The sequence below is a fragment of the Variovorax jilinensis genome (genome assembly GCF_030316885.1).
In the GTDB taxonomy this organism is placed as follows: domain Bacteria; phylum Pseudomonadota; class Gammaproteobacteria; order Burkholderiales; family Burkholderiaceae_C; genus Variovorax; species Variovorax jilinensis.
Map to the genome: position 1 here is coordinate 596,563 of NZ_JASZYQ010000002.1, position 22,839 is coordinate 619,401.

General features: G+C 68.8%; 22 protein-coding genes and 1 tRNA gene. 10 read left to right on the forward strand and 13 right to left on the reverse strand.

Features of this window, described 5'->3' with window-relative positions:
• The first annotated feature begins 58 nt into the window (after positions 1–58).
• Complete coding sequence (locus QTH87_RS09895) at positions 59–730, forward strand: MliC family protein (RefSeq protein ID WP_286608738.1); 672 nt, start codon at positions 59–61, stop codon at positions 728–730.
• Between the two features lie 83 nt (positions 731–813).
• Here the strand turns inward: QTH87_RS09895 and QTH87_RS09900 are convergent.
• Positions 814–889 (reverse strand) — tRNA-Ala (locus QTH87_RS09900).
• A 96-nt stretch (positions 890–985) separates the two neighbouring features.
• Here QTH87_RS09900 and QTH87_RS09905 point away from each other — a divergent pair.
• Positions 986–1,852 (forward strand): alpha/beta hydrolase, encoded by an 867-nt coding sequence (locus QTH87_RS09905; RefSeq protein WP_286608739.1) that lies wholly within the window; start codon positions 986–988, stop codon positions 1,850–1,852.
• Between the two features lie 9 nt (positions 1,853–1,861).
• On the opposite strand, the gene QTH87_RS09910 is transcribed toward QTH87_RS09905, so the two are convergent.
• Positions 1,862–2,839, reverse strand: coding sequence for a GMP reductase (locus tag QTH87_RS09910; RefSeq protein ID WP_286608740.1), 978 nt, complete (start codon positions 2,837–2,839; stop codon positions 1,862–1,864).
• Between the two features lie 193 nt (positions 2,840–3,032).
• On the opposite strand from QTH87_RS09910, the gene QTH87_RS09915 reads away from it, so the two are divergent.
• Positions 3,033–5,405, forward strand: a complete 2,373-nt coding sequence (locus tag QTH87_RS09915; protein ID WP_286608741.1) for a UvrD-helicase domain-containing protein — start codon at positions 3,033–3,035, stop codon at positions 5,403–5,405.
• Between the two features lie 242 nt (positions 5,406–5,647).
• Here the strand turns inward: QTH87_RS09915 and QTH87_RS09920 are convergent, their stop codons facing one another.
• The 3 genes from QTH87_RS09920 to QTH87_RS09930 are packed head-to-tail and all read right to left on the reverse strand — an operon-like array spanning position 5,648 to position 7,862.
• Entirely contained in the window at positions 5,648–6,442 is a 795-nt protein-coding gene (locus QTH87_RS09920) for a BPSS1780 family membrane protein (protein WP_286608742.1), read from the reverse strand.
• A 9-nt stretch (positions 6,443–6,451) separates the two neighbouring features.
• On the reverse strand, positions 6,452–7,495 hold the full coding sequence (locus tag QTH87_RS09925) for a homoserine kinase (protein WP_286608743.1): 1,044 nt from the start codon (positions 7,493–7,495) through the stop codon (positions 6,452–6,454).
• Positions 7,496–7,502: 7 nt separating this feature from the next.
• Complete coding sequence (locus tag QTH87_RS09930; protein ID WP_286608744.1) at positions 7,503–7,862, reverse strand: hypothetical protein; 360 nt, start codon at positions 7,860–7,862, stop codon at positions 7,503–7,505.
• Between the two features lie 98 nt (positions 7,863–7,960).
• On the opposite strand from QTH87_RS09930, the gene polA reads away from it, so the two are divergent.
• Together polA and QTH87_RS09940 are read left to right on the forward strand one after the other, a co-directional pair.
• The gene (gene polA, locus QTH87_RS09935) at positions 7,961–10,753 is read left to right on the forward strand and encodes a DNA polymerase I (protein WP_286608745.1); all 2,793 of its coding nucleotides are present in this window, start codon (positions 7,961–7,963) and stop codon (positions 10,751–10,753) included.
• Positions 10,754–10,763: 10 nt separating this feature from the next.
• Positions 10,764–11,663 carry a LysR family transcriptional regulator gene (locus tag QTH87_RS09940; RefSeq protein WP_286608746.1) on the forward strand — a complete coding sequence of 300 codons (900 nt, stop codon included), beginning with the start codon at positions 10,764–10,766 and terminating at the stop codon, positions 11,661–11,663.
• Positions 11,664–11,713: 50 nt separating this feature from the next.
• Here the strand turns inward: QTH87_RS09940 and QTH87_RS09945 are convergent, their stop codons facing one another.
• The gene (locus QTH87_RS09945) at positions 11,714–12,925 is read right to left on the reverse strand and encodes a D-amino acid dehydrogenase (RefSeq protein ID WP_286608747.1); all 1,212 of its coding nucleotides are present in this window, start codon (positions 12,923–12,925) and stop codon (positions 11,714–11,716) included.
• Positions 12,926–13,132: 207 nt separating this feature from the next.
• Here QTH87_RS09945 and QTH87_RS09950 point away from each other — a divergent pair, with 207 nt between their 5' ends.
• From QTH87_RS09950 to QTH87_RS09965, 4 genes are all read left to right on the forward strand, one after another.
• Positions 13,133–14,017, forward strand: coding sequence for a transporter substrate-binding domain-containing protein (locus QTH87_RS09950; protein ID WP_286608748.1), 885 nt, complete (start codon positions 13,133–13,135; stop codon positions 14,015–14,017).
• Between the two features lie 46 nt (positions 14,018–14,063).
• Positions 14,064–14,822, forward strand: coding sequence for an aspartate/glutamate racemase family protein (locus tag QTH87_RS09955; RefSeq protein ID WP_286608749.1), 759 nt, complete (start codon positions 14,064–14,066; stop codon positions 14,820–14,822).
• A gap of 77 nt (positions 14,823–14,899) precedes the next feature.
• Complete coding sequence (locus QTH87_RS09960) at positions 14,900–15,805, forward strand: ZIP family metal transporter (protein WP_286608750.1); 906 nt, start codon at positions 14,900–14,902, stop codon at positions 15,803–15,805.
• 135 nt (positions 15,806–15,940) lie between these two features.
• Complete coding sequence (locus QTH87_RS09965; protein WP_286608751.1) at positions 15,941–16,189, forward strand: hypothetical protein; 249 nt, start codon at positions 15,941–15,943, stop codon at positions 16,187–16,189.
• Positions 16,190–16,214: 25 nt separating this feature from the next.
• Here the strand turns inward: QTH87_RS09965 and QTH87_RS09970 are convergent, their stop codons facing one another.
• Positions 16,215–16,424, reverse strand: a complete 210-nt coding sequence (locus QTH87_RS09970; RefSeq protein WP_286608752.1) for a dodecin — start codon at positions 16,422–16,424, stop codon at positions 16,215–16,217.
• A gap of 129 nt (positions 16,425–16,553) precedes the next feature.
• On the opposite strand from QTH87_RS09970, the gene QTH87_RS09975 reads away from it, so the two are divergent.
• Positions 16,554–17,783, forward strand: coding sequence for an alpha/beta hydrolase (locus QTH87_RS09975; protein WP_286608753.1), 1,230 nt, complete (start codon positions 16,554–16,556; stop codon positions 17,781–17,783).
• Here QTH87_RS09975 and QTH87_RS09980 read toward each other — a convergent pair.
• The 6 genes from QTH87_RS09980 to QTH87_RS10005 are packed head-to-tail and all read right to left on the reverse strand — an operon-like array spanning position 17,780 to position 22,838.
• On the reverse strand, positions 17,780–18,397 hold the full coding sequence (locus QTH87_RS09980) for a DUF3299 domain-containing protein (protein WP_444812764.1): 618 nt from the start codon (positions 18,395–18,397) through the stop codon (positions 17,780–17,782). The two genes, QTH87_RS09975 and QTH87_RS09980, sit on opposite strands and share 4 nt — an antisense overlap.
• 2 nt (positions 18,398–18,399) lie before the next feature.
• A complete protein-coding gene (locus QTH87_RS09985; protein WP_286608755.1) occupies positions 18,400–19,662 on the reverse strand; it encodes an ABC transporter permease in 1,263 nt (420 codons plus the stop codon).
• A 55-nt stretch (positions 19,663–19,717) separates the two neighbouring features.
• A complete protein-coding gene (locus tag QTH87_RS09990; RefSeq protein WP_286608756.1) occupies positions 19,718–20,422 on the reverse strand; it encodes an ABC transporter ATP-binding protein in 705 nt (234 codons plus the stop codon).
• A gap of 7 nt (positions 20,423–20,429) precedes the next feature.
• A complete protein-coding gene (locus tag QTH87_RS09995) occupies positions 20,430–20,987 on the reverse strand; it encodes a DUF2796 domain-containing protein (protein ID WP_286608757.1) in 558 nt (185 codons plus the stop codon).
• Positions 20,984–21,889 carry a sulfurtransferase gene (locus tag QTH87_RS10000; protein ID WP_286608758.1) on the reverse strand — a complete coding sequence of 302 codons (906 nt, stop codon included), beginning with the start codon at positions 21,887–21,889 and terminating at the stop codon, positions 20,984–20,986. Before QTH87_RS10000 ends, QTH87_RS09995 begins: the two co-directional genes overlap by 4 nt.
• Before the next feature lie 16 nt (positions 21,890–21,905).
• On the reverse strand, positions 21,906–22,838 hold the full coding sequence (locus QTH87_RS10005; protein WP_286608759.1) for a DMT family transporter: 933 nt from the start codon (positions 22,836–22,838) through the stop codon (positions 21,906–21,908).
• Between the last annotated feature and the right edge of the window lies 1 nt (position 22,839).

A 22,839-nucleotide genomic window follows, 5' to 3' on the forward strand; every position in this document is an offset into this window, starting at 1 on the left:
TCCGAGGGGGCGGCGGCTTCCGGGGCCGCCGGTGATCGATCAACCAGGGAGAGTTTTCATGAGATTCGATACGACCGCCGACGCACGTGCCGCGCGCAGCCGCAACATCACCCGGGCCGTCGGCGGCCTGCTGCTGGCGTTGCCGATGCTCGGCGCCGCGACGGCCGCAATGGCCCAGGCGCCATCACCTTCGCCGCGGCCCAGTTTCGACTGCGCGAAGGCCCGGCCCGATTCGGTCGACCTCAAGGTCTGCGCCGATCCGCTGATCGCCGCGCTCGATGCCGAGATGGCACGCCTCTACCGGCTCGCGACCGACAGCCGCGGCATCCGCAAATCCCAACCCGGCTGGCTGCGGCAACGCGACGCCTGCCATGCGAACGCCGACGAGGCGAACTGCCTGCGCGACAGCTACCTCGCGCGCATCGACGAGCTGCGCGCCCGCAGCAGGGCGGCACGCGCCAACCGCAACGGCATCAGCCTCGGTCCGTTCACCTACCGCTGCCAGGGCATCGACGGGCAGATCAGCGTGACCTTCGTCAACACCGACCCGGCCTTCGCACGCGTGCGCAACAAGGAGCGCGTGCAGGTGCTGCAACAGGAGATCAGCGGCAGCGGCGCGCGCTACGGCGACGCGGCGGGCGCCATGTTCTGGTCGAAGGGCCGTGGCGGCCTCTACCAGGCCGGTCCGGGGCTGCCGGAGGCGTCGTGCAAGGAAGAGCCGAGGCGTTGATGAAGCGGCGCGCGGCATGCGTCGGCCGCGCGGCAGAAACGGCGCTGCCCGCGTCGTTTTCACGAGGCGGGCAGCAGGATGGTTGGTGGAGAGGATGAGGATCGAACTCACGACCTCCGCATTGCGAACGCGGCGCTCTCCCAGCTGAGCTACCCCCCCAACGCAAGGCGGATTCTAACCAGAACGGGCTCGCCGGTGCGCGGCGCCGCACGGCCGTGCCAAGATGCGCGCCTCGTCGAACAAGGAAGAGGCTGCATGAACACGCAAGATCCCGCCTGGCTGGAGCGCATGTACAACAACCGCACGCTGGTGCCCGACCACGCTGCGAACCTCGCGCTGTGGGCCGCCGAGTCGGCCGCCACGCGCGCCGTTCTGCCGATGCATGCCGACCTGCGCTATGGCGACGGCCATGCCGAGACGCTCGACATCTTCCCGGCCCCGGTGCCCGATGCGCCGGCGCTGGTGTTCATCCACGGCGGCTACTGGCGAGCGCTCGACAAGAGCGACCATTCGTTCATCGCGCGTGCCTTCAACGACCGCGGCATCTGCGTCGTCGTGCCGAACTACGCGCTGTGCCCCGGCACCGCCGATCGGCCGGTCGCGATCCCCGACATCGTGATGCAGATGGTGCGGGCGCTGGCCTGGACCTACCGCCACGTCGCCGAACATGGCGGCGATCCGTCGCGCATCACCGTGGCCGGCCATTCGGTCGGCGGCCACATGGCGGCCATGATGCTGGGCTGCGACTGGCAGTCGGTGGCGCCGGACCTTCCCGTGCGGCTGGTGCGCAATGCGCTGTCGATCTCGGGCCTGCACGACCTGCGGCCGCTTCAGCGCGTGCCTTTCCTGGCCGGGACGATCCATCTTGACGATGCCGAGGCCCGGCGCCTGAGCCCGGCCCTGTGGCCGGCGCCGCCACGCGGCCAGCTCTATGCGGTCGCGGGCGCGGACGAGAGCGCCGAGTTCGCACGCCAGAACGCGTTGATCCAGGAGGCCTGGGGCCGCAACGTGGTGCCGGTCTGCGAGCTGCTGCCGGGCCACAACCATTTCAGCATCGTCGAGGCGCTGGCCGATCCTTCGAACCGGCTGCATCGCCTCGCGGTGCAGCTGCTGGAAAGCTGAGCGCAGGCCCTACATCAGGAGGTGTTCGCCGGCGTTGTCGCCGCCCAGCGTGACGTAGTTGACCTTGCGGATGTCCATGAGCTTGCGCCCGCCCGAATAGCTGATCGAGCTCTGGATGTCCTGCTCCATCTCGACCAGCGTGTCGGCCAGCTTGCCCTTGATCGGCTCGAGGATGCGCTTGCCCTCGACGTGCTTGTATTCACCCTTGTTGAAGTCGCTGGCCGAGCCGTAGTACTCCTTGAAGAGCGCGCCGTCGACCTCGACCGTCTGTCCCGGCGATTCCTCGTGGCCTGCGAACAGCGATCCGATCATCACCATCGAGGCGCCGAAGCGGATGCTCTTGGCGATGTCGCCGTGGTCGCGGATGCCGCCGTCGGCAATGATCGGCTTGGTCGCCACGCGTGCGCACCACTTGAGCGCCGACAGCTGCCAGCCGCCCGTGCCGAAGCCCGTCTTCAGCTTGGTGATGCAGACCTTGCCCGGGCCGATGCCGACCTTGGTGGCGTCGGCGCCCCAGTTCTCGAGGTCGATCACGGCCTCGGGCGTGCCGACGTTGCCGGCGATCACGAAGGTCTTCGGCAGCTTCTTCTTGAGGTAGCCGATCATGTTCTTCACGCTGTCGGCGTGGCCGTGCGCGATGTCGATCGTGACGTATTCGGGTTCGAGTCCGGCCTCGGCCAGCTGGTCGACCGTGTCGTAGTCGGGCTTCTTGACGCCGAGCGAAATGGAGGCGAAGACGCCCTGGGCATGCATGTCGCGCACGAACTGGACGTTGTCGAGGTCGAAGCGGTGCATCACGTAGAAGTAGCCGTTCTTCGCGAGCCAGGTGCAGATGGTCTCGTCGACCACCGTCTTCATGTTGGCAGGAACGGTCGGGATGCGGAAGCTGCGGCCGCCCAGCGTGACGCTGGCGTCGCATTCCGAGCGGCTTTCCACCACGCATTTGCGCGGCAGAAGAAGGATGTTGTCGTAGTCGAAAATCTGCATGCCAAGCTCCTTTGGATAAGGTGGATGAGCGCTTGGTCTGGCCGGTTCCCGAGGCGTTCTGCAAGGAAGAACGCGCGCAAAAAACCGGGCGCAAGAATCTTGGGCCCGGTGACTGATTTTACACGTCGGTCGCACGAGGAGGCCTGCGGCGCTTCGTATAACCCTCATACCCGCGGCTTTCTACAATCGACGGATGTTCACCGACCTCGCGGCCGCTGCAGACTCGCCGCTGCTCCAAAACCTCAATCCCGAGCAGCGTGCCGCCGTCGCGCTGCCGGCCGGCAATGCACTCATCCTCGCCGGCGCCGGTTCGGGCAAGACCCGCGTGCTGACCACCCGCATCGCCTGGCTGCTGCAGACCGGCCAGGTGTCGCCCGGCGGCATCCTGGCCGTCACCTTCACCAACAAGGCCGCCAAGGAGATGATGACGCGGCTGACCGCGATGCTGCCCGTCAACGTGCGCGGCATGTGGATCGGCACCTTCCACGGCCTTTGCAACCGCTTCCTGCGCGCGCACTGGAAGCTCGCCAACCTGCCGTCCACCTTCCAGATCCTCGACACGCAGGACCAGCTCTCGGCCATCAAGCGGCTGATGAAGCAGTTCAACGTCGACGACGAGCGCTTCCCGGCCAAGCAGACCCAGTGGTTCATCGCCGGCGCCAAGGAAGACGGCCTGCGTCCGCGCGACGTCGAGGTCCGCAGCGACGACGACCGCAAGAAGGTCGAGCTCTACCAGCTCTACGAGGAGCAGTGCCAGCGCGAGGGCGTGGTCGACTTCGGCGAACTGATGCTGCGCAGCTACGAGCTGCTGCGCGACAACGACCCGGTGCGCGAGCACTACCAGCGGCGCTTCCGCCACATCCTGATCGACGAGTTCCAGGACACCAACCGGCTGCAGTACGCGTGGATCAAGATGCTGTCGGGCAACACGGTCGAGGGCGGCCGCTTCGTGCCGGGCGACAACAGCGTGATCGCGGTCGGCGACGACGACCAGAGCATCTATGCATTTCGCGGTGCGCGCGTCGGCAACATGGCGGATTTCGTGCGCGAGTTCGATGTCTCGCACCAGATCAAGCTCGAGCAGAACTACCGCAGCTTCAGCAACATCCTCGACTCGGCCAATGCGCTGATCAGCCACAACACCCGGCGCCTGGGCAAGAACCTGCGCACCGACCAGGGCCCCGGCGAGCCGGTGCGGGTCTACGAGTCGACCAGCGACTTCGCCGAGGCGCAATGGATGGTCGAGGAGATGCGCCAGCTGGTGCGCGACGGCATCGACCGCAAGGAGATGGCGGTGCTCTACCGCAGCAATGCGCAGAGCCGCGTGATCGAGACCGCGCTCTTCAATGCCGCGGTGCCGTACCGCGTCTATGGCGGCCTGCGCTTCTTCGAGCGCGCCGAGATCAAGCATGCGCTGGCCTACCTGCGCCTGCTCGAGAACAAGGACGACGACACCAGCTTCATGCGGATCGTCAACTTCCCGCCGCGCGGCATCGGCGCCCGCAGCATCGAGCAGCTGCAGGACGCCGCGCGCGCGGCCGGCCGTTCGCTGCACGACGCGGTGAGCGCGGTCGGCGGCAAGGCCGGCGGCAACCTGTCGGCCTTCGTGGCGAAGATCGACGTGCTGCGCGAGCAGACCGAAGGGCTTTCGCTGCGCGAGATCATCGAGCTGGTGCTCGACCACAGCGGCCTGATCGAGCACTACAAGGCCGACCGCGAGGGCGCTGACCGGATCGAGAATCTGGAGGAACTGGTCAACGCCGCCGAGAGCTTTGTCACGCAGGAAGGCTTCGGCCGCGACGCGGTGGCGCTGCCGGTCGACGAGCTGCGCCAGTCGCCGGCCAGCCAGGGCATCGATCCGAATCGGCCGCTGATCGACGAGCCGCTCGCACCGGATGCCGAGACCGGCGAGACGCTGAGCCCGCTGGCCGCCTTCCTGACCCATGCGGCCCTGGAATCGGGCGACAACCAGGCGCAGGCCGGCCAGGACGCGGTGCAGCTCATGACCGTGCACGCGGCCAAGGGGCTGGAGTTCGACTGCGTCTTCATCACCGGCATGGAAGAGGGCCTGTTTCCGCACGAGAACTCGATGAGCGACAACGAAAGCCTCGAGGAAGAGCGGCGGCTCATGTACGTGGCGATCACGCGCGCGCGTCAGCGCCTCTACCTGAGCCATTCGCAGACGCGCATGCTGCACGGCCAGACCCGCTACAACCTCAAGAGCCGCTTCTTCGACGAACTGCCCGAGGGCGCGCTCAAGTGGCTGACGCCCAAGAACCAGGGCTTCGCGCCCTCGGCCTTCGGCTATGGCGGCGGCTACGCCAGCACGCGCGGCGGCGCGGGAGGCTTCAGCAAGGATTCATTCGCGAGCCCGCCGGTTCCGCCGCAGAAGACCGCACCCTCGCACGGCCTGCGCTCGGGCATGCAGGTGTTCCACAACAAGTTCGGCGAAGGCACCGTGACCGCGCTCGAGGGCACCGGCGACGACGCCCGCGCGCAGGTCAACTTCCCGCGCCACGGCGTGAAGTGGCTGGCGCTGTCGGTGGCGAAGTTGACGCCTGTCTGAGCCGGTACGACCGCCGTCCTTGCGGCCGGCGCAGCCAGGCCGACCTTCGCGAAATCCCGCGGAACCGGCTTCGCCGGGCCGCAGGGATTGCCCCCCGGCAGGGGGGTGGGCGGCTACACGCAGTGAGCCAACCTGGGGGGCGAGCCAATAATCCCGCGGAACCGGCTCCGCCGGGCCGCAGGGATTGCCCCCGGTCAGGGGGGTGGGCGGCTACACGCAGTGAGCCAACCTGGGGGGCGAGCCTATTCCGTGAAACTGTCGTGGAAGGTGAACCAGATGCTCGTGAAGAACATCGTGGCCATCACCAGTGCGCCGCCGATCATGAGACCGCCGCCGATCGCGGCCGCGCCTTCACCCACGCCCATGGCGCCGACCGCGACCAGCAGGCTCGCGAGCAGGCTCAGCACGATGCCCGCGCCGATGAAGACGCCGACCCAGACCAGCCCGAAGACCGTCAGCGCGCCGAAATTGCGAAAGCAGGCGACGAAGCTGAAGAACAGGCTCTTGGCCGGCGGTACGCGGTGCCAGTGGACCAGCGCCGGTGCATGCCAGAAGGCCAGCGAAAGCGGCAGGTAGAGGCCCATGGCGATCCACAGCGCCACCTGGAATTCGGTCGACTCGGCCAGTTCGCGCGTGAGCGGGCCGCCGAGCAGGTAGACCTTGGCGAACTGGCCGCCGTCGGCCAGCGCCGAGATCGCCATCACGGCCAGGAACAGCACGGCATACAGCGCGCCCAGCACGGCCATCGGCTTGGCGTCGCTGCGCACCGCGTTGAGCGCCGCCGCGAACACGGTGCCGGCGGGCGGCTTGTCGGGGCCCGCAGCCTGCTTGGCCGCGGCCATCAGGCCCAGCGTCATGGTCGGCAGCAGCATCAGTGCGATCGCGGCGCCGATCAGCGGCACCTGCGAGGCGATCGACACCACCGCCATGAAGAAGAAGAACAGCGAGATGAAGGCCAGCGGCTGGCGGGCAAAGGCCTTGAGCCCGGTGCGGACCCACAGCACGCCGGTACGGGCCGGCACGAGATTGAGTTTCATCGGATCCGGTCAGGCGGCCACGGGCTCGGCGCCAGGTTCATGGTCGAAGCGGGCGTGGGCGCGTTCGCGCAGCACGCGCTCGAAATGGGTCGGGTCGTGCGCCTTGAGCATGCTGGCCTCGCGCGGCAGGTGGAAGTCCCACAGGCGCGAGATCCAGAAGCGCAGCGCCGCGGCGCGCAGCATGGCGGGCAGCAATGCCCGCTCGGCGCCGGTCAGGGGCCGCACGCTGCCATAGGCCGCCAGCAATGCGGCGGCGCGGGTTTCGTCGTGGCGGCCGGTGGCCAGGTCGATGGCCCAGTCGTTGAGGCAGACCGCGAGATCGAACAGCCAGCTGTCGGTGCCCGCGAAGTAGAAGTCGAACACGCCGGTGAGGCGTGGCGCCTCGCGCCCGGCCGCGGTGTCGAACATGGTGTTGTCGCGGAACAGGTCGGCATGCACCGGGCCGCGCGGCAGGGCGGCATAGGCCGAGGATTCGGCGACGTGATTCTGGTAGGCGAGCTCGCTGCGCAGCAGCTTGGCCTGGGCAGCGTCGAGGTGCGGCAGCACCACCGGCGCCGTGTCGTTCCACCAGGCCAGGCCGCGCAGATTGGGCTGGACGCGCGGAAAGTCGCGGCCCGCGAGGTGCATGCGGGCCAGCAGGCGACCGAGTTCGGCGCAATGGGCGGCCGTGGGCGCCAGTTCGCTCTTGCCGGACAGGCGCTGGACCACCGCGGCCGGCTTGCCGGCCACCGTGTGCAGCAGCTCGCAGGGCGCGTTGGCCGGAATCGACAGCGGATGCCCCCGGGGCGGCGCGATCGCGGGGTCGGCCACCGGCTCGGGCACGGGGATGCCCCGGGCCGCGAGGTGCTTCATGAGGCACAGGTAGTAGGGCAACTGCTCGGCGCCGAGGCGCTCGAACAGCGTCAGGACGAATTCGCCCGATTCGGTGCTGGCGAAGTAGTTGGTGTTCTCGATGCCGCCTTCGATGCCCTTGAGCGCCTTGAGGGGGCCCAGTCCCAGGCGCTGCACGAGCGCGTCTGCCTCGTCGAAACCGACTTCCGTGAAAACCGCCACGCCGCGCTCAGAACTTGAAGACGTTCCACCAGACCCGCGAGCCGCCGTCATTGGCGTTGGCGTCGGACTGCCCCTGGCCGCGCGCGCGCTCCTCGGCATTGGGCATGACCTGGTAGGCGGCGCCGTTCTTGGGCTTGACCGTGATGTCCTGGGTCTGGCCACCGACCCGCAGTTCGTCGATGGTGGCGCCGCTGTCCTCGGTGTGGATGCGCTCGATCTTCTGGTTCTGTCGGCCTTCGGCCCTGTCGGCCGGGGGCTGCGCCTGGGCCGGCGCGGGCTGCGGGTTCTGGGCATAGACGGCAACGGCGGGCGCGGTGCAGGCCAGGGCCAGCAGGGCGAGGCGAACGAGGGGCAGGGCGGAGGACATGAACGGGATTGTAGGTCCGCGCCCGGCCCGCTGAAAGCCGCAGGGGCGCTTCTTTTGCGGCTTCCGGTGGCCCCCGCCGGGCACGGCAAAATGCCCCGATGACCGACAAGAAAACGCTGCTGCTCGTGGATGGATCGAGCTACCTCTATCGCGCCTTCCACGCGATGCCCGATCTGCGCGCCGTTCCGGGCGACAGCGGCAGCCCCGCCACGGGGGCCATCCGCGGGATGATCAACATGATGCAGGCGCTGCGCCGCGAGGTGCGGGCCGACTACGCCGCCTGCGTCTTCGACGCCCCCGGAAAGACCTTCCGCGACGACTGGTATCCCGACTACAAGGCCAACCGCTCGCCCATGCCCGACGACCTGCGCAGCCAGGTCGAGCCGATCCACCGCGTGGTGCGTCTGCTGGGCTGGCCCGTGCTGTGCGTGCCCGACGTCGAGGCCGACGACGTGATCGGCACGCTGGCGCGCACCGCCGCGGCCCAGGGCATCGAGGTGATCGTCTCCAGCGGCGACAAGGACCTGAGCCAGCTGGTCGACGAGCACATCACGATCATCGACACGATGAACGGCAAGAAGCGCGACGTGGCCGGCGTGACGGCCGAGTTCGGCGTGCCGCCGAACCTGATGATCGACTACCAGACGCTGGTCGGCGACACGGTCGACAACGTGCCCGGGGTCGCCAAGGTCGGTCCCAAGACGGCCGCCAAGTGGCTGCTCGAATACGGATCGCTCGACGGCCTGCTCGCCCATGCCGCCGAGATCAAGGGCCAGGCCGGCGAGAACCTGCGCCAGGCACTCGACTGGCTGCCGCAGGGCCGCCGGCTGGTCACGATCCGCACGGATTGCGAGCTCGGCGATCACGTGAGCGGCCTGCCCGCGCTCGATGCGATCGCGATCGGCCCGCAGCAGGTCGATGCGCTCAAGGACTTCTACGAGCAGTTCGGCTTCAAGAGCCTGGTGAAGACGCTCGAGGCGCATGCGGTGCCGCCCGAGCTGATCGAGGAGAACAAGAAGCGCAAGGGCCCCGAAGGCGGCACCGACCTGTTCAGCGAGCCGGCCATGGCAGCCGCCGAGAAGGTCAGCAACCTGGCCTACGACACGGTGATGAGCTGGGAGGCTTTCGAGCCCTGGCTGGCGAAGATCGAGGCTGCAGAGCTGGTCGCGCTCGACACCGAGACCACCTCGCTCGACGAGATGCGCGCCGAGATCGTCGGACTGAGCTTCAGCGTCAAGCCCGGCGAGGCGTGCTACATCCCGCTGGCGCACGACTATCCCGATGCGCCGGTGCAGCTGCCGCGCGACGAAGTGCTGGCTCGGCTCAGGCCCTGGCTCGAGAACGGCGCCGCGAAAAAGCTCGGCCAGCACGTCAAGTACGACCGCCATGTGTTCGCCAACCACGGCATCGAGGTCGAGGGCTACGCGCACGACACCATGCTGCAGAGCTACGTGCTCGAGGTGCACAAGCCGCACGGCCTGGCGAGCCTGGCCGAGCGCCACCTGGGCCGCAGCGGCATCGACTACGAGGATCTCTGCGGCAAGGGCGCGCACCAGATCTCGTTCAGCCAGGTGGCGATCGACAAGGCGGCGGAGTATTCGTGCGAGGACTCCGACCAGACGCTGGACGTGCACCTGGCCCTGTGGCCGCAGCTCGAGGCCGACGAGAAGCTGCGCTTCATCTACGCGCTCGAGATGGATTCCAGCGAGACGCTCTACCGGATCGAACGCAATGGCGTGCTGATCGATGCGGCCCAGCTGGCGGCGCAGAGCAACGAGCTGGGCAAGCGCATCATGGCGCTCGAGCAGGAGGCCTACGAGCTCGCGGGCCAGCCCTTCAACCTCGGCTCGCCGAAGCAGATCGGCGAGGTGTTCTTCACCAAGCTCGGCCTGCCCGTGATCAAGAAGACGCCGAGCGGCGCACCCAGCACCGACGAGGAGGTGCTCGAGAAGCTGGCCGAGGATTTCCCGCTGCCGGCGAAGATCCTCGAGCATCGCGGCCTGTCGAAGCTCAAGGGCACCTACACCGACAAGCTGGGCCTGCTGGCCAACCCGCGCAGCGGCCGCGTCCACACGCACTATGCGCAGGCGGTGGCCGTCACCGGCCGGCTGTCGAGCAACGATCCGAACCTGCAGAACATCCCCATCCGCACGCCCGAAGGCCGGCGCGTGCGCGAGGCCTTCGTCGCGCCCGCGGGCCACGTGATCGCGAGCTCCGACTACTCCCAGATCGAGCTGCGCATCATGGCCCACATCAGCGGCGACGAATCGCTGCTGCGCGCTTTCAAGGAGGGCATCGACGTGCACCGGGCCACGGCGGGCGAAGTCTTCGGCGTCGCGGTCGACCAGGTGTCGAGCGAGCAGCGGCGCTATGCCAAGGTGATCAACTTCGGCCTGATCTACGGCATGAGCAGCTTCGGCCTGGCGCGCAACCTCGGCATCGAGACCAAGGCCGCCGCCTCCTACATCGAGCGCTACTTCGCGCGCTACCCCGGCGTGAAGATCTACATGGACGAGACCAAGGCACTGGCCAAGGAACGCGGCTACGTCGAGACCGTGTTCGGCCGCCGGCTCTACCTGCCCGAGATCAACTCGCCCAACGGCCCGCGCCGCGGCGGCGCCGAGCGTGCCGCGATCAACGCGCCGATGCAGGGCACGGCGGCCGACCTCATCAAGCTCAGCATGGTCGAGGTGCAGCGTGTGCTCGATGCCGAACGGCGCGGCACGAAGATGATCATGCAGGTACATGACGAACTCGTGTTCGAGGTGCCGGAAGGCGAGGTCGAATGGGTGCGCACCGAAGTCCCGCGCATCATGGCGGGCGTGGCAGATCTCAAGGTACCGCTCCTGGCCGAGATCGGCTTCGGGCCGAACTGGGACCAGGCGCACTGAGCGCGCCGACATGCGCCTTCGCCACATCGAGGTCTTCAACGCGATCATGCTCACGGGCAGCGTGAGCGCGGCGGCGCGGCTCATCAACATCACGCAGCCGGCCGTGAGCCGCACGCTGCAGCATGCCGAGATCCAGCTCGGCTTCCCGCTGTTCCAGCGCACCAAGGGGCGGCTCGCGCCGACCAACGAGGCGCTCGCGCTCTATCCGCACATCGAGCGCCTGTTCGCGCAGCTCGACGAGGTGCAGCGCCTGGCGGCCAACCTGCGCACCGCGAGCGACGCGGGCGAGCTGCGCATCCTCAGCGTGCTGGCGCTCAGCTACGAGGTGCTGCCGCGCGCCCTCAAGCGCTTTCGCGAGCAGCATCCGGCGATCGCGGTGACGCTCGAATCGCTGCATTCGCCGCAGATCATGTCGGCGCTGCTGCTGCAGGAGGCCGACGTCGGGTTTGCCTTCAGCCCGGTGGTGCATCCCTCGCTCACGCAGGAGGCGCTGGCCGACAGCCGCATCGTCTGCATCGCCCCCAGGGGGATGCTGCCGCGCGCACTGCTGCGCAACGGCTCGGTGGCGCTGCACGATCTCGTGAAGCTGCCGGTGGTGGGGCTCGACAGCCGAGATCCGGTGGGCACCAGCCTGAGCCAGGCCTGCCGCCAGGCCGGGGTCGGCTTCCAGGCGGTGGTCACGGTCCAGACCTACCACGCAGCACTCGCGATGGCGCACCACGGGCTGGGCGTGGCGCTGGTCGACGGCTGCACCGCGTATTCGGCCGATCGCGACAAGGTCGACGTGCTCACGCTCGAGCCGCACATCCCGGTGCCGATCCGCGCGCTGCGTTTTGCGGGCCGACCCGACTCGGTGGCGGTGCGCAGCATCACGCGCTTCATGCGCGAGGCGATCGAGGAGATGAAGTAGGGCGCTGCGCTGGCTGATGGCGCGGGCGGTCCGCCCAGAAGCCTTTCCTGTCAGGCGCCGAGCGCCTGCGACACCCGCTGCGCCGACCCGAAGGCCAGCGTGAACCCGAGCGCCCCGTGGCCGGTGTCGAAGAGCATGTTGGCGGGCGCGCCATCGAGCCGCCCGACGATCGGCACGCCCGTGGGCGTGGCTGGACGCATGCCGGTCCAGGGCTGCAGCGACTCGAAGCGGCCGGCCTGCGGGAACACGGCGCGCGTGGCCGCGACCAGGGTTTCGATGCGCCCGGCCGGGATGCTCGCGTCGTGGCCCACGAGCTCGGCCATGCCGGCCACCCGCAGCCGGGAGCCGATGCGCGCGAACACCACCTTGCGGCTGCTGTCGGTCACGTTAACGGTGGGCGCCGCGCCCGCCGCCGGGTCGACTTCCAGCGTGATGCTGTAGCCCTTGAGCGGGTAGACCGGCAGGTAGGCGCCGAGCTCGCGGCCGAGCCGGTGCGAGGCGGTGCCGAGCGCCATCACGAAGGCGTCGCCCTCGACCGCACCGGCAGTGGTGCGGACCGCGGCGATGCGGCCGTCGCGCCGGTCGAATCCGTTGATCTCGGTACCGAGCAGGAAGCGAACGCCGCGCGCGCGCAGCGCCTGTTCGAGCGCGACGCAGACCTTGAGGCAGTCGGCCGCGCATTCGCTCGGGGTGTGGATGGCGCCGGCGATCTGCGAGCGATAGCTTGCAAGCGCGGGCTCGATCGCGATGCATTCGTCGGCGTTCACGAGCCGCTGCTGGCTGCCCATGCCGCGCTGCAGCTCGAGCTGGCGCTGGGCTCCCGCCAGGCCGTCCGCGCTCGCGTACAGCACCAGCTTGCCGGTGGCCGAGAAGTCGCAGTCGGGCGCGATGTCGGCGCGCATGGCCTCGAAGCCGGCCCGGCTGCGCGCAGCGAGTGCGAGCAGTTCCGACGTGGTGGCGCGCGATCGGTGGCCGTTGCAGGCGGCCAGGAACTGCAGCGCCCAGCGCCACTGCAGCGAATCGAGTTGCGGACGCAGCTTGAGCGGCGACGTGGGCGACAGCAGAAGTTTGGGCAGCTGCTTCCAGATCGACGGATCGGCCAGCGGCTGTACATACGAATAGCTGAGCTGCGCGCCGTTGCCGCCGCTCGCGCCGGCACCCGGCGCGGCGCGGTCGATCACGCTGACGTCGAAGCCGTCGCGCTTGAGCTGCCAGGCGCAGGCCAGTCCGACGATGCCGGCCCCGAGCACGACGACGTGCATGAGATTCACTCCCTCAGTTGGATACCGTCCGACTCTAGATCGCCGCGGCCTTGGCGGGAAATGCCTAAAGCGCGGCCACCCATAGCCAAATCGAATGGACGCGTCCGCCCATGAGTTTTGGGCATGACCCGGCGTGCAAAAGGAATTGTGACTGCCGCATGAATGCTTTCTACACTTCGGCTTTCCCACCTCACCCAAAGAGCTCGCATGAAGCATTCCAATCTGATGGCCGCCGTCCTGCTCGTGGTCGCCGCCAGCGGCGCCCACGCCGCCGACACCCTCGCCAAGATCGCCGACAGCGGCAAGATCACGCTGGCCTATCGAGAATCGTCCGTGCCTTTCAGCTATCTCGACGGCTCGGGCAAGGCGGTGGGCTTCTCGGTCGAGCTGTCGAATGCCGTGGTCGATGCGGTCAAGAAGAAGCTCAACAAGCCGAACCTCGAGGTGGCGCTGATGCCCGTGACCTCGCAGAACCGCATCCCGCTGATCAGCAACGGCACGGTCGATCTCGAGTGCGGCTCGACCACCAACAACACCGCGCGCGGCAAGGACGTGAGCTTCGCGATCAACCACTTCTACACGGGCACGCGGCTGCTGGTGAAGAAGTCTTCCAACATCAAGAACTACGCCGACCTCTCCAAGAAGACCGTGGCCAGCACCACCGGCACGACCAACGCGCTGGTCATGCGCAAGTACAACACCGACAAGAACCTCGACATGGACATCGTGCTTGGCAAGGACCACGCCGACGCCTTCCTGCTGGTCGAGAGCGATCGCGCGGTGGCCTTCGCGATGGACGACATCCTGCTGTTCGGCCTGATCGCCAATGCCAAGAACCCCGGCGACTACGAGGTGGTCGGCGACGCGCTGCAGGTCGAGCCCTACGGCTGCATGCTGGCCAAGGACGACCCGGCGTTCAAGAAGCTGGTCGACGACACCTTCGTCGGGCTCATGAAGAGCGGCCAGTTCGAGAAGATGTACAACAAGTGGTTCATGCAGCCGATTCCGCCCAAGAACGTGCCGCTGAACCTGCCGATGAGCCCGCAGCTGCGCGAGAACATCGCGTCGCCGAGCGACAAGCCCGCGACCTGAGCCGGCGGCAACGCGCCTCATCGACCACCGGCCGCCACGCCCCGCCGTGCTCGCGACGCACACCGTCGGCATCCTGGGCGGCATGGGACCGGCCGCGGGCGCGGATTTCGCGCGCCTGTTCGTCGAGGCCTGCGCCGGGCAGTTGCGCGCGCGCGGGCTGCCGGTTCGCGACCAGGCCTTTCCCGAGCACTGGATCGCGCAGGTGCCGGTGCCGGACCGCAGCGGTGCGCTCGAATCGACCGTCCTGGGCGGTCACCAGCCGCTCGAGCCCATGCTTCAGGCGCTCGGCCGGCTGGCCGCGCTGGGCAGCCGCGCCGTTGCCATCGCCTGCAACACCGCCCACGCCTGGCACGGCACGCTGCAGGCGCGTTTTCCGCAGATCGAGGTGCTGCACGTTGCGCGCGAGGTGGCGGCGCACCTGGCGGCGCGCGGCGTGCGCGACGCTGCGCTGATGGCCACCGAGGGCACCTACCGGGTCGGCCTCTACGAGCAGGCGATGGCGGCGGCCGGCATCGCCTGCCATCTGCCGCGTGCGGACGAGCGCCTGTTGCTGATGCGCGGCATCTACGAAGGGGTCAAGGCTGGCGACATGGCGCTCGCACGTGCCTGCTTCGGCCAGGTGGCGCGCCAGCTCGCCGAACGCCATGGGCCGGCGGCCCTGGTCATGGGCTGCACCGAGATCCCGCTGGGCCTGCAGGGCGACGCTGCCACCAAGGGGTTGCCGCTGCTCGATCCGGCCCGGGTCCTGGCCGGTGCGCTGGCCGCCCGGGCCTACAGCGAGGTGCAGTTGCCGATGGCCGCTTGACACGGTTGCTAAGATGAACGCAGCCTTGAAAGCCGTCCGCTGGACGGCTTTTGCTTTTCGCCATTCTTGTGCCTGTCATGAACCTGTTAGCCATCATCGCCGCGACCCTGGTCGCCGGCATCGGAAGTGTCTGGATCGCCGCTCTGCTGCTGCGCGTGGGTGTTCGCAGCGGCTCGGGCGGGGTCAATCCGCAGCATTTGTTGAGCCTCGCCGCCGGCGCGCTGCTCGCCACCGCCTTCATGCATCTGCTGCCTGAAGCCTTCGAAAGCCGGATCGCGCCCGGCGTGCTGTTCGGCGTGCTGCTGTTCGGCCTGGTGTTCTTCTTCCTGCTCGACAAGGCCGAACTCTGGCACCACGGGCACGAGCACCACCAGGGCGACGCGCACGGGCATGCGCATGACCACGGCGCCGACTCTTCGCATTCGCATGGCCATTCGCATGCGGCCCATGCGCATGCGCCGCGCACCGGCGGGTGGGCCGTGCTCACGGGCGACAGCGTGCACTGCTTCGGCGACGGCATCCTGATCGCCTCGGCCTTCATCGCCGACCTGCGGCTCGGCCTGGTGGCGGCGATCGCGGTCCTGGCGCACGAGGTGCCGCATCACATCGGTGATCTGGTCGTGCTGCGCCAGAGCTCACCCAACCATCGTGCTGCGCTGGTCAAGGTCTCGCTGGCGGGCACCATGACGGCGCTCGGTGGGCTGGTCGGGTGGTGGCTGGTCGACCAGCTGCACGGCTGGCTGCCGTACTTCCTGGTGCTGGCGGCCAGCAGCTTCGTCTACGTGGCGCTGGCCGACCTGATCCCGCAGCTGCAGAAGCGCCTGCCGGCGCGCCAGACCGCGCTGCAGATCGCGTGGCTGGTGGCCGGCATCCTCCTCGTCACGCTGGTGAGCCGGCTGGCGCACGGCGAGCACGACCATGCGCATGACCACGCGCACGAGGACGGGCATTCGCACGAGGAAGCGCCGGGCCACAAGCACTGAGCGCGCCGGCGAGCTTCATGGACACGCGGGCTCCTTTCTGACAAGCTTGTTGTCCCTTCGCCGAAGAGGCAGATTCGGCGCCGCACCCACACTCGGGTGCATCATCAGCCGACGCATCAAGCAAGGAGCCCCCACATGAGCAGCGCCGAATCTCCGCGGTCCGGTCCATCCGGCAAGCCCGCGCCCGCCGTGCAGGAACCCAAGATCGACGAAACCGAAGCCGAGTTCGAGGCCGACGACCTCGAAGGCGCCGAAGACGACCCCGAGGCCGCCGACGAGCTGTCGGAAGAAACCGGCATCGATCTCACGGACGCCAGCGAACTCGACGCCGACAACGTGCCGGCCGACGAGGAATTCGACCGCGTGATGCAGGCGCCGGACTAGCGGGCCACGGAGGGCGCCCGGGCCCTCAGTCTTCGAGCGTGAAGCCGACCTTGAGCGTGACTTGCCAGTGGCCGATCTTGCCGTCGACCACATGGCCGCGGGTCTCGGTGACCTGGAACCACTGGATGTTGCGGACCGACTCGCTGGCCTTGGCGATGGCGCGGCGCACCGCGTCGTCGCTGCTGGTCGGTGAGGAGCCCGTGAGCTCCAGAAGCTTGTAGACGTGATCGGACATGGCGTGTCTCCTTCAGGAGCACGCATGTTGACACGTCCGAGGCGGTTGCGCGCCTGCCTATACTTCCGGCACATGCGCCCCACCCGATTTGCCGCCCGCAGCATTGCCTCCTTGCTCTTGATCGTGTCGATGGCCGCCCTGTTGGGCGGTTGCTATGCGCCGGTGCGCCTCATGCCGACGCCCGTGAGCTTCTCCAACGGCGACGTCGATCCGTTCGAGAAGATCGGCGAAAAGCTCCGCACCACGGAAGTGCCCGTGCTCTTTGCCACCAACCGGCTGGCGCTGATCGAGCATCCCGATCCGATCTACACCATCGTGCCGACCGACGACCTGAGCATGGGCATCGCGCACGTGCGCGTCGGCGACGAGACCCTCGACTGGGACACGCTGCACCGGCTGTCGACCAGCGCCGATCCCGACGAGCGTCCGATCGTCCACCTCGAGCAGCTCGAGCAGATGGCCAAGCTGCGCCCCAACGAGGAAGTGAAGAATTCGCCCGAGGCCAAGGCCTTCTTCGCGATGGTCAACAAGGCCCTGGCGGCAAGCCCCAACTCGGAACTGCTGATCTACCTGCACGGCTCCAACAACACGGTGCCGCGTGCGGCGGCGCAGGCCGCGCAGTTCCGCCACTTCACAGGGCGGCGCATGGTGGTGCTGGTGTTCATGTGGCCGTCGGCCGGCTCGATCCTGCGCTACCTCACGGACGTCAGCAACGCCGCGCGCACGGTCGAACCCTTCTCGCGCATGGTCGAACTGCTGGCCGAGAACACCACGGCCTCGAAGATCGACGTGCTGGCCTACAGCGCCGGCGCCCAGGTGCTGAGCCCGGCGCTGCAGCGGCTCGGCAATCCGCGCGACGGCGAGACGCGCGCCCAGCTGCAGCAGCGCCTGCGCCTCGGCCAGATCTACTTCGCCGCCCCCGACATCGATACCCGCCGCTTCGTCAACGAGCTGACCGGCTACATCGACATCGTCGAGCGCGTGAGCATCGCGGCCAACCTCAACGATTCGGTGCTGCGGTTCGCCGCGATGGTCGGTCGCGCCTCGCGCGCGGGTCGGCCCGACGTGACGGAGCTCGACGAGGAGCAGACGCGCTTCCTGGTCGAGGCCTCGCGCAAGCTTCGCTTCGACCTGATCCGGGTCGATCCCAACGACATCCCGAACCTGCCCGTGAGTTCGCACGACTTCTGGTACGACGACCCCTGGGTCAGCGGCGACATGCTCGCGCAGTTCCTGCTGAACGCGGCGCCGCTGCGGCGCGGGCTCGACGAGCAGACGACGCCGGGCGGGGCCCGCTACTGGCGCTTCCCGGCCGACTTCAAGGAACGCATCTACCGGCTCTTCGGCGCCGCCAGCTAGGGTTTCGGGGCGGGCTTCGGTTCGCCGCTGTACTTGGTCACGCTGTCGGCCGTGACCTCGTAGCCGCTCACGCCCATCATCGAGTCGTTGCGCACGGTCTGCATGCGGCCCGAGACCCACACGGTGTCCATGGCGCGGAACTTCGCGCCCTGCTTCGGCCGCACGTGCAGGATCTGGTTGGCCGGCGGCGGCGGCGTGTGGATGCAGGCGCCGAAGTAGGGCACCAGCAGGAATTCGGTGACCTCGCCCTTGACCTCCTCGAGCGGCACGATGAATCCCGGGATGCGGATGTCGACGCCGTTCAGCGCCGGATTGGTGGGCGCGTTGTTCGAGACTTCCTGCAGCTTCATGAGCAGCTCGCTGGCGCGCGGGTCGCTGTCGTCGAGCTTGCTCAGGTCGATGCCCTTGAGTTCCTTCATGGGATCCCAGTCCTTGGGCACCAGCTCTTCCCAACCGATCGTGCGGGGCTGGCCCGGTGCCGGCTTGGCGGCCGGCGCCGTCTTGCCGCCGAGCGGCTGGGTCGGCGACGTGGCTTGCGGCGCCGGGCCGGCGGCCATTGCACCCGCGGCCAGCAAGGCTGCGGCAAGGGCGATGAAGCAGGGGCGAAGGGTCATGGTCATATCCTCGGTGAAAGGCCGTCGGCCAGCGACAGCCGGTAGGCGCGCACGCCCGGCAGCAGGCTCGCGATCCAGCCTGCGGCAAGCAGGCTCGCGAGCAGCATCCATTCGTTGGCGGTCGGGGCCGACAGCTGCAGCGCGATGCCGTACTGCGCCTGCAGCCACGGCGACAGACCCGCGATGCCGAGCACCGCGAGCACCACGCCGAGTGCGATGCCCAGCACGGTGACGAAGGCGCCCTCGAGCGCCAGCAGCGCGAGCACGTGGCGAAGGCTGGCGCCCACGGCGCGCAGCACGGCCAGCTCGCGCCGCCGCTCGCCGAGGCCGGCCATCACCACCGATACCAGCCCCGCGAGGCTCACCAGCGCCACCAGCGCCGACATCAGCAGCAGTGCGTTCTCGGCCACGCCGACCACGCGCCAGAGCTCGTCGAGCGCGACGCCGGGGAGGATCGCCATCAGCGGTTCGGGCGCATAGGTGGAAACCCAGCGCTGCACCGCGAACACCGCGGCGCGGTTCTTGAGCCCGACCAGTGCGGCGGTCACGGTCTTGGGCGCGATATCGAACTTGCGCACCTGCTCGGCCGGAATCTTCAGGCCCGGCATCGGCGCGCCGCCCATCCATTCGAGATGGATGGCTTCCATCGCCTCGAGCCCGATGTGGACCGTGCGGTCGACCGGCGTGCCCGTGCGCGCCAGCACGCCGACCACGGTGAAGGGCTTGTCGGCATGTTCGGCGCCGCCCAGCTCGCCGCTGCCGTGGGCCAGCGTGATGCGGCTGCCCACCCGGTAGCCGAGCCGGTCCGCGACCTCGGCGCCGACCACGGCGTCGAACAGTCCGGCAAAGGGCTCGCCCTCGCGCAGCGCGAGCGACTGCCGGTTGCCGTAGCGGAAGCGTTCGAAGTACGCCTTCGTGGTCGCGAGCACCGGGAAGCCGCGGTGCGAGTCGCCGAGCGAGAGAGGCACGACCCAGTCGACGCCCGGGTGCGCGGCCAGCGCCTGCACGCTCTTCCACTGCATGTTGTTGGTGGCGGCGCCGATGCGGAACACCGCGTACAGCAGCAGCTGGGTCGAGCCCGTGCGCGGGCCCACGATCAGGTCGGTGCCCGACACCGACGAAGAGAAGTTGTCCCGCAGCTCGGTGCGGATGCGCTCGACGCCGAGCAGCAGAAAGGTCGCGAGCGCGATCGACAGCACCGTGAGTCCGAGCGTGAAGCGCCGGTTCCAGGCGCTGCGCCAGGCGATGCCGGGAATTGCGTTCACAGGAGTACCTCGAGCAGCAGCGCTTCGGTATTCGCCTTCGGAGCGGCCGTGCGGCTCATGGCGCGGCCTGCGCCGTGGCGCGGTTGATCTCGGGCAGCAGCACCTGGCGCCCGAATCGGTTGGCGATGCGGCGGTCGTGACTCACGAACACCAGCGCGCTGTGGCTCGCTTCGCAGGCCGACAGCAGGACGTCGAGGAAGGCCTCGCGCCGGTCTTCGTCGAGCGCCGAGGTCGGTTCGTCGGCGATCACCAGCTCGGGCTGGCCGATCAATGCACGGGCGGCGGCCACGCGCTGCTGCTGGCCCACCGACAGCTGCATCGCCTGCCGCTGCCAGAGCGCGGGCGCGAGGCCCATGCGTTCCAGCAGGCGCCGCGCCGCCTCGGCGACCGTGCCATCGCGCGAGGCCTGTGCCAGGCGCCGCGACGAGAAGCGGCAAGGCAGCAGCACGTTGTCGAGCACGCTCAGGTAGGGAAGCAGGTTGAATTGCTGGAACACGTAGCCGACATGGGCAACGCGGCTGCGGTCGCGTGCGCTTGCGGACAACTCGGACCAGTCGTGGCCCAGCAACCGCACCTGGCCGGCGTCGGCGACCAGAACGCCGGCCAGCAGCGACAGCAGCGTGCTCTTTCCGCAGCCGCTCGGACCGTGCAGGAACACGGCCTCGCCGGCCGTGACCTCGAAGCGGTCGATGTCGATGCAGGGAGCGGTCGCGCCCGGCCAGCCGAAGCGCAATCCCTGAGCCGAAAGGACCAGGCTCACGGGCGGATCACTTGCTCCAGGCCAGCCGCGTGGCGGGCCGCCGCAGCGTGCGCTTGAACTGCCCCTGCGGCGCGGCGATCTGGGCCTCGATCTGGCGTGCGCCCTTGAAGGCGTCGAACAGGTCGACGTCGATGAACTTGGCGGCCACGGTGTTGGTGCAATTGAAGGCGAAGCTGGCGTCGAGGTCGGCATGGCCTTCGGCCGCGCCTTCCTCGCCCTTGCCGAGCCCGAGCGCGGCCGAATGCAGCGTGACAGGGCCGAGCTTGCAGTTGGCCGCCGGATCGATGCGGAACAGCTCGCCCGCATTGCGCAGCCGCGCGACGGCCTGGTCGACCGTCTGCTTCTCGGCGTCGGTGCGCGGCGCGCGCTCGAAGCCGATCAGGCTGTCGAGCGGCGTTTCCATGGTGATCACGACGGTCGGCCCCTCGATCGCGATGTCGAGCCGGATCTGGCCGTGCACGTGGGCGGCGGCGGCCTGGGCCTGCCCGGCGAACCCGAGGGCCAACCCGAGCGCGAAAGCGGAGGCGAAAAGAACGGAGGTGATCGGCCGTGGTGTCAGGGTCATGCTTGGGCGCCTTGCCGGGTCGGCAGCCCCGGCGTGTTGCTCCACTCGCTCCAGCTGCCGGCATAGAGCGCGGTCGGCCCGAGGCCCGCGATCTGCATGGCGAGCAGGTTGGGCACGGCGCTCACGCCGCTGCCGCACTGGTGGACGACCGTCGCGGGATCCCGGCCCCCCAGCAGCGCCTCGAACTCGGCACGCAGCTGCGCGGCCGGCTTGAACTTGCCGTCGGGGCCGAGGTTCTCGGCGAAGGGCCGGTTCAGGGCCCCGGGAATGTGACCCGCGATCGGGTCCAGAGGTTCCACTTCGCCGCGGTATCTTGCGGCGGCGCGGGCGTCGATCAGGGTCTGGGCCGGTTGTTCGAGGTGCGCGGCCACGGTGCGTGTGTCGACCAGCGCGAGCAGCGGCGGGCCTTCGACGAAATTCGACTGGAAGTGGGTCGGTTCGTCGCGGTCCGTGACGTTGCCGCCCGCGTCCTGCCAGGCCGAAAGCCCGCCGTCGAGCACCGCCACCGCATCGTGGCCCATCCACTTGAGCATCCACCAGAGCCGGCCGCAGTAGTTCGCGCCGTTGCGGTCGTAGACCACGGCCTGCATGTCGTTGGCGAAGCCCACGCTCGACAGCCAGGCGGCGAAGCGCTCGCGGCTCGGCAGCGGGTGGCGTCCGCCCGAGGCCGGCGGGCCGTCGTCCTGTGCCACCACCACGCCGTGCGCGCCCGCGACGCCGTGCTTGGCGCTCAGGTCGGTGTCGAGGTTGGCGTAGACGGCCTCGGGAATGTGGGCGGCGCGGTACTGCCGGGCGCCGGCCTCCGGATTCATGAGGTCGAAGCTGCAGTCGAACAGCATCCGGCGCGAATCAGCGGCCTGCAGGGCCATCAGTTGTTCGGCGGTGATCAGCGTGGTGTACATGGCGCTTCCTTCGTCTTCAGTGTTCTTCGGCCGGGGCCTTGGGCAGCGAACGCTGGCGCAGCACCGTGGCCGCGATGCCGCTGGCCACGATCAGCGTCATGCCGGCCCAGCCGGCGGCATCGATGCGGTCGCCGAACAGCAGCACGCTGTAGATGGCCGCGAACACGATGCCCGAGTATTGGAGATTGGCGACCAGCAGCGTGCCGCTCTGCGTCTTGGCTGTCGAGTAGGCGCGCGTCATGCACAGCTGGCCGAGGGCCGCGAGCACGCCCACCGGCAGCAGCCAGAGCGCATGGCGCCAGGTCCATTCGGACCACGGCGTGGCGTCGCCCAGCAGCGTGGCAGCGCCGCCCGCGACCGCCGACCCGACCGCGAAATAGAAGACGGTGCGCGCCTCCGGCTCGCCGAGCCGCGACAGCGCCACCACCTGCATGTAGGCGAAGGCGGCCGTGAGGCCTGACATCAGGCCCAGCATGCCCGCGAAGCCCTGGTTGTCGGCCACCGTGGGCCTGAGCATGAGCACCACGCCGCCGAAGCCTGCCAGTACCGTGAGCACCAGCGGGCCCTGCAGCGGCGGCCGCGGCAGCTTGCCGTCGCGGCCCGGCACCGGCACCCAGGCGAGCAGCGCGCCGCCGACCAGGAAGGCCGCGATCCAGACGCTGCTCATGTAGTTGAGGGTCATTGCCGTGGCCAGCGGCATGTGGGCGATGGCGTAGAACCACGAGCCCAGCGAGACCACGCCGATCAGGCTGCGCCACGCGTGCATTCCTGGATAGCGGGTGGCCAGCGAGACGCCGCGGTTGCGCGCCAGCAGCCACAGGAACACGATGCCGATCAGGCCGCGGTAGAACACCAGCTCCGCGCTCGTGAACCAGGCCGAGGCAATCTTCACGCAGACGCCCATGGTGGCGAAGATCAGTGCGCCCAGCACCATCCAGAGCGCTTGCATC